Origin of the sequence: Streptomyces sp. TSRI0107 (assembly GCF_001905845.1) — a bacterium.
Taxonomy (GTDB): domain Bacteria; phylum Actinomycetota; class Actinomycetes; order Streptomycetales; family Streptomycetaceae; genus Streptomyces.
The window spans coordinates 608,555-620,388 of sequence record NZ_LIVZ01000002.1; the positions used below are offsets into that span (position 1 = coordinate 608,555).

Annotated in this window: 6 protein-coding genes and 1 pseudogene; all 7 read right to left on the minus strand. The window is 74.4% G+C overall.

Annotated features, from left to right (window positions below):
* Positions 1-20: 20 nt before the first annotated feature.
* Positions 21-887, minus strand: coding sequence for a S1 family peptidase (locus tag AMK31_RS06650; protein ID WP_073939431.1), 867 nt, complete (start codon positions 885-887; stop codon positions 21-23).
* 154 nt (positions 888-1,041) lie between these two features.
* The gene (locus AMK31_RS06655) at positions 1,042-2,583 is read right to left on the minus strand and encodes an RNA polymerase sigma factor (RefSeq protein WP_073939559.1); all 1,542 of its coding nucleotides are present in this window, start codon (positions 2,581-2,583) and stop codon (positions 1,042-1,044) included.
* Positions 2,584-3,055: 472 nt separating this feature from the next.
* Complete coding sequence (locus tag AMK31_RS06660; protein WP_073939432.1) at positions 3,056-3,943, minus strand: FadR/GntR family transcriptional regulator; 888 nt, start codon at positions 3,941-3,943, stop codon at positions 3,056-3,058.
* A gap of 162 nt (positions 3,944-4,105) precedes the next feature.
* Positions 4,106-6,217 (minus strand): ABC transporter ATP-binding protein, encoded by a 2,112-nt coding sequence (locus AMK31_RS06665; protein ID WP_073939433.1) that lies wholly within the window; start codon positions 6,215-6,217, stop codon positions 4,106-4,108.
* 95 nt (positions 6,218-6,312) lie between these two features.
* Complete coding sequence (locus AMK31_RS06670; RefSeq protein WP_073939434.1) at positions 6,313-7,071, minus strand: NUDIX hydrolase; 759 nt, start codon at positions 7,069-7,071, stop codon at positions 6,313-6,315.
* Positions 7,072-7,165: 94 nt separating this feature from the next.
* Entirely contained in the window at positions 7,166-9,082 is a 1,917-nt protein-coding gene (locus AMK31_RS06675) for a glycogen debranching N-terminal domain-containing protein (protein ID WP_338013032.1), read from the minus strand.
* Positions 9,083-10,272: 1,190 nt separating this feature from the next.
* Positions 10,273-11,802: pseudogene (locus AMK31_RS42285) on the minus strand (DUF4192 domain-containing protein); the annotation flags it as partial.
* Positions 11,803-11,834 lie beyond the last annotated feature (32 nt).

The window sequence follows — 11,834 nt, forward strand, 5'->3', positions numbered from 1 at the left end:
GCCGGGCCGCTCAGGCTCCGTCAGGCGCTGTCATCGCTCTCCTGGTGCGCGCGGTCCCAGCCCAGCTGCCGCAGCGCGTCGGAGATGCGTGTGTAGACACCGGGGCTGTTGGGCTGCCCGCAGCCGCTCCCCCAGGACACCAGTCCGATGAGCCTGCCCTGGGCCACCAGCGGCCCGCCGCTGTCCCCCTGGCAGGAATCCCGGCCGCCCGCCGCCTCCCCGGCGCACACCATGGCCCGGGAGAGATAACTGCCGTCGCTACCGCCCGGATAAGCCGTCTCGCAGAGCGTGTCGGGCAGCACATGCACCTGAGCGGCCCGCAGGCCGTACGCGTAGTCGCCGGTGCCCGTGGCATCCCCCCAGCCGTAGACGGTGGCTCCCGTACCGGGCTCGTACGCCGGGTACCCCGCACCGGCCATCCCGACCACCGCGCCCTGGGGCAGCGACTCGGCGAGGCTGAGCACCGCGAAGTCCCCGGCGTTGCTGCCGTCGTCGTAGGCGGGATTCACCCAGCTCTGGCGCACCGCTATCTCCTGGCCCTGGGTGGTACGCAGATCCGTTCGCCCGGCGATGATCTTGAGGTCGCGCACCTGGTTCGGCGGCGCGCCCAGGACGTCCTCGGCGAGGCAGTGTGCCGCCGTGAGCACCGTGGTCGGGCCGACCGCCACGCCGCCGCAGAACTGTCCCGACCGCGTACCCCCGAACCGGTCACGGCTGGACAGCGCCACCGTCCAGGGCGCCTCGGACACGTCGACCGGGAAGCCGCCCACGACGATGCTGTCGGCGGCCGCCGGCGTGGCGGAGACCAGCGGTGCCAGCGGTATCGCGGCCGCGGCGGCCACCAGGGCCAGTGGCCGGGCCAGCGCCCGGGCAAAGGGGTGACGCATACGCACTCCTCACTCTGGGGTGGTCATGGAACACCCAGAGTGATCCAGTACACGCCGCACCGCACCCGCGCGGACCGCCACCCGGCATCCGCCCAGCACGAAGGCCCGGTCCCGCGGTGGCGGAACCGGGCCTTCGACGTCGTACGACCGCGACCTAGTCGAGGTAGTCGCGCAGCACCTGCGAACGCGACGGGTGGCGCAGCTTCGACATGGTCTTGGACTCGATCTGGCGGATGCGCTCACGCGTCACGCCGTACACCTTGCCGATCTCGTCGAGGGTCTTCGGCTGACCGTCGGTGAGACCGAAGCGCATGGAGACGACGCCCGCCTCGCGCTCGGACAGGGTGTCGAGCACCGAGTGCAGCTGCTCCTGGAGCAGCGTGAAGCTGACCGCGTCGGCCGGGACGACGGCCTCGGAGTCCTCGATGAGGTCACCGAACTCGCTGTCGCCGTCCTCGCCGAGCGGGGTGTGCAGCGAGATGGGCTCGCGGCCGTACTTCTGGACCTCGATGACCTTCTCCGGGGTCATGTCGAGTTCCTTGGCCAGCTCCTCCGGGGTGGGCTCGCGGCCCAGGTCCTGGAGCATCTGGCGCTGCACGCGCGCGAGCTTGTTGATGACCTCGACCATGTGCACCGGGATACGGATGGTGCGGGCCTGGTCGGCCATGGCGCGGGTGATCGCCTGACGGATCCACCAGGTGGCGTACGTGGAGAACTTGTAGCCCTTGGTGTAGTCGAACTTCTCGACCGCGCGGATCAGACCGAGGTTGCCCTCCTGGATGAGGTCCAGGAAGAGCATGCCGCGGCCGGTGTAGCGCTTGGCCAGCGAGACCACCAGACGGAGGTTGGCCTCCAGCAGGTGGTTCTTGGCGCGGCGCCCGTCCTCGGCGATGATCTCCAGCTCGCGCTTGAGCTTCGGGGCCAGCTTGTCGGCGTTGGCCAGCTTGTCCTCGGCGAACAGACCCGCCTCGATGCGCTTGGCCAGCTCGACCTCCTGCTCGGCGTTGAGCAGGGGGACCTTGCCGATCTGCTTGAGGTAGTCCTTGACCGGGTCGGCGGTGGCGCCGGCGGCGGCGACCTGCTGCGCCGGGGCGTCGTCCTCGTCCTCGTCGGACAGCACGAAGCCCGCGCTCTCGGCACCCTCGGGCTCGTCGCCCGGCTTGGTGTCCTCGAGTACCTCGTCCTCGAGAAGCTCGACGTCGTCCTTCTTGGCGGTGGTCTTCTTGGCCGCCGTCTTCTTGGCGACCGTCTTCTTCGCGGCCGCCTTCTTGGCGGTCGTCTTCTTGGCAGCTGCTGCCTTCTTGGCGGGTGCGGCTTCCTCGGCGGGATCGACGGCAGGCTCGGCGGGCGCGGTCGGGGCGGCCGGCGCGGCGGTGGCCTTACGGGTGGTCACCGTCTTCGCCGCGACCGCCTTGGTGGCGGTGCGCTTGGCCGGGCTCTTCGCTGCGACGCTCTTTCGGGTGCGCTTGGGTTCCGCGGCACTGACCATCAGCGTCACACCCTCTTCCTCGAGGATCTGATTGAGGCTGCGCAGTACGTTCTTCCACTGAGTGGCCGGAATCTGGTCAGCTTCGAAGGCCCGACGCACGTCATCGCCGGCGATCTGCCCCTCAGCCTTTCCCCGCTCGATGAGCGCCATGACAGAGACGGACTCGGCGATCTCCGGCGGGAGCGTACGGGATGTGCTGGCCGACACGAACAACCTCTCGGAACGTTGGAAAACGACTTCCGGCCCCGTCCACGGCGGACAGGAGCCGACCGCCGGCTTGGGAATGGGCCGACGGCGCGGGCGGGGGCCGGGAAGATGCACAGCGCCTTGAACGGCGTCCGTATTCCCTCCGCGGCTGTCACCTCTTAGGTCATCGCGTTGTTCCCCCGAGCGTTACGCCCAATCTGCGTGGCCCGAGTCACACCCCGTAAGCGGTCAAAAACGATCAGACAGTGACAGACAGGGTCGCTCGTCGTTCATCCAGGGCTGCCGTCGCGCCGTCGGACCCCGCGGATCTTGAGGATTCCGCGGGGCCCGACGAGAGACGGCCCGCCGGGCCGGACGCCGGAGGAGAGGGCGACGCCGGAGTGGGCGATGCCGGGGAGCGCCGCCGGAGAGGGAGGAAGAGGAAGGGGGGAAGCCCTCCGGCCGCGACGCCCGCGATGCCCGCGATGCCCGCTCAGTGCTCGCGCGGCGCGGGTACCACGCGCTCCACCTCGGGGTGGACGGTGAGGAGCTGCCGCATGGCCGCCTCGGCCGCCGCGCCGTCGCCCGCGGCGAGCGCGTCCACGATCCGGCCGTGGTGGGCCAGCGTCGCCTCGTTCGGCCGGTCACAGCCCGTGACCGGGCCCCCGGAGACCTGGAGGGCCGCCGAGACGATCCCGGACAGGTGCTCGAGCATGCGGTTGCCGGCGATCTGGATGAGCAGCGAATGGAACTCGGTGTCGGCGCGGGAGAAGGTGAGCGCGTCACCCTGCCCCATGGCGTGGCCCATGATCTCGACCATGTCGGACAGTCGCTGCTGGACGTCCTCACGGCCGTGACCGGCGGCCAGCCGCGCGGCGAGGGGCTCGATCGTCCAGCGCAGCTCGCTCAGCTCCCGGCGCTGGTCGTCGCGCTGCGGCCCGAAGGCCCGCCACTCGATGATGTCCGGGTCGAGCAGGTTCCAGTCGCTGACGGGACGGACCCGCGTGCCGACGTTCGGACGGGCGCTGACCAGGCCCTTGGCCTCCAGGACGCGCAGTGACTCACGGACGACGGTGCGGGAGACCTCGAAGCGCTGGCCGATCTCCTCGGGCACCAGTGGGCGGTCGGCGCCCAGATCGCCGGAAACGATCATCTGGCCCAGCTGCTGGACGAGTTGGCCGTGCAGGCCGCGGCCGCGGCTGCCCGCGGCTCGTCGGCCCACCCGGCCCAGCTCGGGGTCCGCGCCCTCCCAGGCGGGGGCCCCGACGCGGTCCGCGGGGGCGGTCTCGGCGTAGGGGTAGCGGTCGAGTTCGCCGGGGCCGGACAGGCCGGAGTCTGCGGCGCGGGCGGAGGTCATCATGGTGTGCGCAAGGGTACTCACGCATCCTTTGTCGGCGCCGTCCTCAACTCCCTTGAGGTCTTTGGTGAAAAGCACACGAAAGGGTGATCGCTCACCTCGTCGCAATTGACGCCTTATCGGAAAGAAACGGGCTTTCTGCGAGGGAGTTGTGCACAAGGGGGACCGGAAGGGCGCGGGGGGTTGTCATCGGGCCCCGCTCCGCAGGGTCGTGAGCAGATAAGCGCAGAGCAGGGCGGCCAGCGACAAGGTCAGCGCACCGCCCACGGGTTGGGCGAGCACGCCGGCCACGGCCGACAGATAACGCTCTCCCCCGAAGGGCCACTGCGACAGCAGCAGCTCGCGCAGCCGCAGCGGAAGTCCGGCCGCGCTTCGCACGGACGGTCCCGCCAGGATCTCCTGTACGAGGGGTACGACGACGACCGGTACGGCGACCACCGCCGCCAGCCCCGCCGTGGTGGACCGGAAGACACCGGCGGCTAGGACCCCGGCCCAGGCGCAGCCGATCACCAGCCCGACCCAACTCGCGCCGAGCGAGAGCCAGTCCGGGGGAACCCGGGCGAGCTCCCGTCCGTAGAAGAGATGGAGCAGTTCGGCGTCGCAGCCCACGGTGAGCACGGCCAGGACGAGCGCGGTGACGGCCGAGACCAGCAGCTTCGCCGCGAGCAGCCCCAGTCTGCGGGGCACGGTGCCGCGGTCCGCCGCCAGCGCGGGGTGGCGGAACTCGTCCCCGAAGGCCAGCGCCCCCAGCAGTCCGGCACCGAGCGCCGCGGGCGGCAGCGGCAGCTCCCGGGGCCAGGCGGCGAGCAGCCGGTGCTGCGGGGTGTGCCCGACACGGGCCAGGAGTACGGCGGTGAGAGCGGAGACGACGAGCACTACGGCCCCGGTGAGGAACCCCACGCCGATCCCGGTGGCCCGGCGCAGCTCGTAGCGCAGCGGGCGGAGGGGGCTGGGGGCGGGGCGGACGGAGATGGGGGGTGGGAGCTCGGGGAGGGATTCCGTCGGGGAGGGCGAGGGGGTCGAGCGCGAGGGGATCGAGGAGGTCGAGGGTGAGGGGGGCGGCGGGGGCGAAGGGGGCGTGTCCGGGGTGGGGGCTGGTTCGGGGAGCTCGGGTTCGTTGGGATGGGGTGCCGGTGATGCGGCTGCGGTGACTGCGTCCGGGGTCGCCGGGGCCGGGGCGGGCTGAGCGGGTTCGGCCGGGGTGGGGGTCAGCGGGGGTGTCGTTTCGTCGGCGGTTGCCGTGAGTGGCTGCGGAGGCGTCGCGTCTCCGTGCTCGGCGGTGTCCTGCTGCGTGCCGGGGGTCTGCGGGGTGTCCAGCTCGGTGCCGGGCGCCTGCGGGGTGTCCGTACCGGCGGGCTGGTCGGCGTGGTCCGGTGCGCCCGGTGGGGGTTCCGGTGGGAGCTGTGCCGTCTCTCCCGCGCCGGCGCCCATGTCGCCCACCTCGTCGGCGAGTTGGTGGACCAGGATGCCGTGCCGGAACGCGGTCTCGCCGACGTCGGCGCACGTACTGCCGTACACGGAGAGGCGGTTGCCGCCTTCCGGTACGACCTCCACGGAGCGCTGTCCGGTGCGGGCCTCCTTGGTGAGGACGGCGGCGAGGCGGGCGGCGTGCGGGGTGCGGACGGCGACCCGTGGGCGCAGCCGGGTGCGGGCGAAGTCCGCGGCCTCCTGATCGGCGACCACCCTGCCCCCGTCCAGGGTGACGACCCGGTCGGCGGTGCGCGCGGCCTCCTTGGGGTCGGCCGTGGTGACGAGGACGGTGCCGCCGTGCGCGGCGTGGGCGCGCAGCATGCCGTACAGCCAGCGGCCCTCCCGTGCGGAGAGCCCGTCGGCGGGGGCGTCGAGGACGAGGGTGTGCGGGTCGGCGAGCAGGGCGCAGGCCAGACCCAGGCGGCGGTCCACGCCCCGGGAGAGCGTGCCGAGGCGTTCGTCGCGCAGGCTGACCAGGCCGACCGCTTCGAGGACTTCGTCCGCCCGCCTGACCGGGACGCCCGCGGCGGCGCACAGCATCCGCAGATGGCCGCGGACGGTGCGCCCCGGGTGGCCCGGCACATCGCCCAGGAGGACGCCCACTTCACGCGACGGGTGGGCGATGCGGTGCAGCGGGCGCCCTCTGAAGTGGGTGACGCCACGGCCCTGTTGGAGTTCGAGCATGAGCCGCAGCACCGTCGTCTTGCCCGCGCCCGTGGCGCCGAGCAGCGTGGTGACATGGCCCGCGCGCGCCTCGAAGGAAACGTCGTCGACGGCGGGCGGAAGGTCCTTGCGGGGGTCGCTGGTCAGTCCGAAGGCCTGGATCACCTGAAGCAATTTAGCGCGCTATATACCGTTTTCCGGGCACCGAACGGCCTGTCCATGGAGCGGGCGCTCGTCTCGGGCCCTTCGGGGCGCCCGGCTCACACCTCGGGGCGCAGCATCGGAGGGTTGAGGAGCGTGGCACCGCCGGCGCGGAAGAGCTGGGCGGGGCGGCCGCCCTGGCGCGTGGTCGTACCGCCGGTGGGGACCAGGAAGCCCGGTGTGCCCGTGACCTTCCGGTGGAAGTTGCGGGGGTCGAGCGCCACGCCCCACACCGCCTCGTACACCCGGCGCAGCTCGCCGACGGTGAACTCGGGCGGGCAGAAGGCGGTGGCCAGCGACGAGTACTCGATCTTGGAGCGGGCGCGTTCCACCCCGTCCGCGAGGATCCGCGCGTGATCGAAGGCGAGCGGCGCCAAGGGGTCGCCTTCCCGGCCGTAGCCGGCCTGTTCCAGCAGTTCCTCGACCGGCGCCCAGCGGGCGTTGCTGGCGTCGCCGCCCGCGCGGGGGGCGGGCAGGTCCGGGGCGAGGGCGAGGTGGGCGACGCTGACCACCCGCATCCGGGGGTCGCGGTCCGGGTCGCCGTAGGTCGCGAGCTGTTCCAGGTGGGCGCCGTTGTCCTGGGCGGGAGCGGCGGGGTCGTGGACCCGCAGTCCGGTCTCCTCGGCCAGCTCGCGCGCCGCCGCCTGCGCCAGGTCCTCGTCGTCCCGTACGAAGCCGCCGGGCAGCGCCCAGCGCCCCTGGAACGGCGGCTCGCCCCTGCGTACCGCCAGCGCACACAGGGCATGGCGGCGCACGGTCAGCACGACCAGGTCCACGGTGACGGCGAAGGGCGGAAAGGCTGACGGGTCGTAGGGCATGCCGCGATCATAGTCGTCTGCCTGACGATAAACACTCCCTTCACAGGTCACATCGCCGGCCCCGCTCGCCGCCCCGACACCCCGGCCCGCACGCTCACACTCCCAGCTGCAGACCGTCTGCGGCCTCCTCGACCATGGCGAGGCCGAGACGGCTGACCCGTACGGAGAAGGGGGCGCCCGCCACCCGCAGGCCGGTCAGGCAGAGCTCGCCCAGGGGGGCGGTGCGCACGGGGCGCAGGGTGACCGTGCGGGCGGGGGCGTCGGGGCGGATTCCGGCCAGGGTGGTCAGCAGGAGGACTCCGGCGGCCGCGGCGGTCGCGGCCGGCCGGCACGCGGCGGGGTGGGGCAGCGGGGCACTGCCGTCGGTGCGCTGCCGGCCCGCGTACATCTCCGGCAGCCGGTGGCCGAAGGCCTCCGCCGCCGCGACGACACCGCGCAGCAGGGACGTCGCCTCCTTCTCGTAGCCGGAGGCGGCGAGGCCCGCGACGGCGATCGCCGTCTCCTGGGTGCGTACGGCGCCGCTGCGGTGGCCGAAGGGGTTGTGGCCGGGCTCCTTCGCGCCCAGTCCGCGCAGGCCCCAGCCCGAGTCCATCGCCGGGCCGCCGAGCAGTCGGGCGAGCTGTTCGGTCCGCACCCGGTCGAGCAGGCCGGGCGCGTGCTCTCCCCCGCCGAGCAGTCCGGTGTCCAGGAGGTGAGCCGCGCCCGACCCCAGGTGGGGCACGGGGCGGCCGTCCGGGGTGAGTGCGGCGGCGGGGCGTCCGCCGCCGAGGCCGTCGATCCAGAAGTCCTCGTGGAACGCCGTCCGCAGGGCCTCGGCCCAGTGCCGCAGCCCGGCGCCGCCGGGTCTGCCGCAGGCGTCGAGCAGATCGGCGCCGAGCAGGGCGGCGCGGTGGGCGTGGGCCTGGGTCTCGCAGCGGACGGGGCCTGCGGGCTGGGGGTCGCGGAGGTAGGGGCCGTCGCCCACTGCGGTCCGCAGCCAGGTCAGACAGCGTTCGGCGGCCGGCAGCAGCTCCTCCGTCTCCGGGTCCGGCAGGCCCCAGCGGCGCGCCTCCGCGAGCAGTACGGGGAAGAGGAGGGTGGCCTCCGTACCGGTGCAGCCCGGCGGCAGATGCGGCCCGGCGTCCCGGCGCGGTCCGGGGATCAGGCCCGACTGCGGGCGGGTGCCGGTGACTTGCGTACGGGCGAGGGTGCGCAGGGTGCCGGCGGCGAGCCGGGTGCCGAGGGGCAGCGCCATCCGGGCCGCCGCGAGCGCTTCGGCGGGGGCGAGGCCGCAGCGCCAGGGCGCCCCGGCCGCGGGATAGGTGTCGGCCGGATGTTCCGGGTCGCGCAGCAGCAGGGCCTGGAGGTCTTCGACGCTGGTCCGCAGGAGTGCCTCGGCCCGGGGGTCGTCGCCCGTGGCGTGGGCGGGGGCGACCGGGCTCGTGGCGGCTCGGCCCACCGCCCGGACGGGCGGGGCGCCGTCCAGACGTACCCGCAGCTCCACGTCGGCGCTGCCGCCCGGTGGCAGTTCGAACTCCCAGCGCAGCAGCCCGGCGGAGGCCAGCGCGTCGGAGGGCGGCGGCTCGGCCGAGACCGACGACGCGCCCGTGGGGCAGGACCAGCGCAGGCCCGAGTCGTGGACGCTGGCGGGTACCTCCGGGCCCGGGTCGCCCGCGGCGATGGCGCCGAGCGCGGCCAGGTCCGTGCCGAGCGCCACCTCCACCGGCAGGCGAAGGGGGCGGGTCGCGGCGCTGTGCAGGGTGATCCGTTCCGTGCCGTCCGCGTGGCGAGTGCGCTCGACGACGACGTCCGGGTCCGGTCCGCCGTGCGGGGACACGCTCAGCGTGCCCACGAAGCGGGCGCGGTCGGCGCCGGTCATCCGGGCCTGCACGGGGAGGGGTTCGCGCCCGGCCACCCGGAGCCGGCAGCGGGAGAGCAGGCGCCGCCCCGCGCGGTAGAACCCCTCCAGTCCGTGGCCGGTCAGCTGGCCATGCTCCGTGGAGACGGCGAGGCCCGGGAGGGCGACGCAGATGAGGGCGGTGTGCGTCGGGGGCAGTTCGCCTGCCCGGCGTGGTGGCGGGGACGGAGGGTGCGGGGACGGCGCGGGCCGCGGTGACTGCCGGGCGGGCCCGGCGGGCACCCACTGGACGCCGGGCCGGTCCGCGCCGGCCCCTGCGCCCGTCGCCCGTCCCTCACCCGTGCCGTCCGGCACGGCCGCTCCCGCCGCTGTGTCCGAGGTTCGGTCGGCACCTGCCCGCGGGGGCGGCGGTCCGGTCCGGTCGCCGGGCGGGGCGATCCGGGGGCTGCCGCCCAGGGGCGTGGGGTGGTGGGGAGCATCGGGCCAGGGCGGAGTCGGCTGGTGCATCGGGGGCGGCTTCCTCTGCGCGCTGTACGCCTGGGGCGAGGTCGGCGCCGGTCGCGGGGTTCCGGCAGGACGGGGTGGGGGCGGCGGCACGGCCCGTGCGGGTGTTCCGCCACTCAGGTGAACGGGCCGAGGCTGCTCCGGGTCACGGCCGTGATCGGCCGGGCCCGCGGAAACGCGGTAACTGTGAGGGATGCGGTGTCCGTGATGACGCCGGTGACGGTGGTTACGGCGGTGGCGGAGACGGACCGCACCGGGCGTCATGCCTCCTCCCGCCCACCGCTGCCCCCGGAGGGCAGGGCCCCCGGACACGTCCCACGACGCCGCGCACCGCCCGCGCCCCTGCCCGCCGAACGTGGCCGGGTGCCGCCGGCGCGGGCCGCGCCTGGATGGGTGCCGGCGGTTGTGGGGCGGGGGCGAGGCCGCGAGGGCTTCTTGGAGTCCGCACGGCCGGTAGGCACCGGGTCGGAGTCGGCGCGGTGGGGTGCCGGGCCGCGGGAGTCCGCGTGGTGCGGTGTTACGCCGCTGGAGTCCGCAGGGTGCGGAGCCACCTGGTCGGAGTCCGCAGGGGGCGCGGCGACCCGACCAGAGTTCGCAGGGCGCGGAGCCACCAGGCCGGAGTCCGCAACGGGCGGCGATGCCACATCGGAGTCCCCAGGGAGCGCGGCGACCCCGCCGGAATCCGCCGGGCGCAGAGCCACCAGGCCGGAGCCCACCCGGGGCGCCGCCGACCCATCCGAGCTCGCGTGACGCGGCGCCACCGGATCGGAGTCCGCGCGGCCCGGTACTACCCCGCCGGAGTCCGCAACGGGCGGTGCTGCCCCATCGGAGTCCCCAGGGAGCGCGGCGACCCTGCCGGAGTCCCCAGGGGAGGGAGCCACCAGGCCGGAGCCCACCCGGGGCGCCGCCAACCCATCCGAGCTCGCATGCCGCGGCGCCACCGGATCGGAGTCCGCGCGGCCCGGTGCTACCCGGCCGGAATCCGCACCGCGCGGCGCCACCCGGCCGGAGCCCGCCCGGTGCGCCGCCCCACCGGAACCCCGCTCGTGCGGCGCCGCCTCCCCGAAATCCCGCCCGGCGTCCTCGTCGCGCGGCGCCAGCGACCGCCCGGCCGCCTCCGGCCCGCTCGGCACCGGACCTGTCGGCTCCAGATCCGCTGGGTCCGGGGCCCCGGCGGTGTCCGGTGTGGCTGCCGGCGGTCGGGGATCGGCGGCGGCCTGCGTGCGGTCGGTGCGTTCCGTGCGGAGGCAGCGGCGGATGGATTCCGGGTCCAGGCCCTCGTTGATCGCTTGGTGGAGGAGGCGGGCGAAGAGGTAGTCGGGGTCGGCGCCCAGGGCCATGGCCAGGGCCTCGCGGGCCTCCAGGTCGTCGCCGGTCGACCAGGCGACCCAGCCGGCGAGGGTGAGCGGTGCCGCGGCGTGCTCGCCGTAGGGGCCGACGCAGCGGCGGGCCAGTGTCCGCCAGAGACGCAGCGCGGGCCCGGCCTCGTCTCCTTCCATCCACTCCGCCGCGCGGTCACGGGTCGTGCGGTCCTGCAGACCGAGGATCAGCGCGGCGGCCTCGTCGTGGTCGACGAGGTCGTCGTCGCGGAGGTCCGCCAGGAGCGCCCCGGTCACCGGACGGGCCGTGGCCAGCCGCCCGATGATCCGTTCGGCCAGCGCCAGCGTCTCCTCGGCCACGCCGGCGCGGCCGGTGTCGTCGAGAATCCGGGGAACGAGGCTCATGCTGGCGGTGTCCAGGGCGATTTCCTGCTCCAGGGCGGCCCCGGTCTCCCAGGGGAGCAGCCGGGCCCGCAGTTCGCGCAGGGTGCCGCGCACCTGGAGCCCGGCGTAGGTGGCGGCGGCCGCCAGTACGGACGTGCCGGGCAGGCCCATCGGCTCGCCCTCCGGCGGGCAGCAGCCCGCCCTGTCGCAGCAGTACGACCAGAAGCGTCCGCCGGAGATGCACAGCGCTTCGACCACCGGTGCGCCGAGGAGACCGCACTCGATTCGCAGCCGCTCCGCCAGCGGGCGCAGCCGTTCCATCACCTCCCGGCCCGTCTCGCCCGGCCCGGGTTCCTGGCAGAGGTAGGCCACCATCCGCTCCGGCGGGGCTCCTCTGCGGGTGCTGCCCGTCATCAGACCGCGTGACAACTGGGCCGCGACCGGCGCCCAGTCGTCCGGGGTGGCGGGGATGCCGAGCCGGGCCCGGCCGCCGAACCTGCCGCCTCCGCCCCGGTCGTGGAGGGCGACCAGCACGATGCTGTCCTCGGGGCGGTACCCGAGCAGATACGGCAGGGCGTCGGCCAGTTCGGCCGGGGTGCGCAGGGTGACCCGGTGCGCCTCCCGTCCCGTGATGCCGCCGTTTTCAGAGGTATTGAAGGGATCGGTGGTTTCGCCGTGATTCGTCATGCGAAGACGATCTCGCGGACCACGAAACCCCG

What these genes read in the sequence shown, in the direction of transcription:
- AMK31_RS06670 (WP_073939434.1), bottom strand. Translation starts at nt 7,071, where the DNA reads ATGCCCTACGACCCGTCAGCCTTTCCGCCCTTCGCCGTCACCGTGGAC.
- AMK31_RS06650 (WP_073939431.1), bottom strand. Translation starts at nt 887, where the DNA reads ATGCGTCACCCCTTTGCCCGGGCGCTGGCCCGGCCACTGGCCCTGGTG.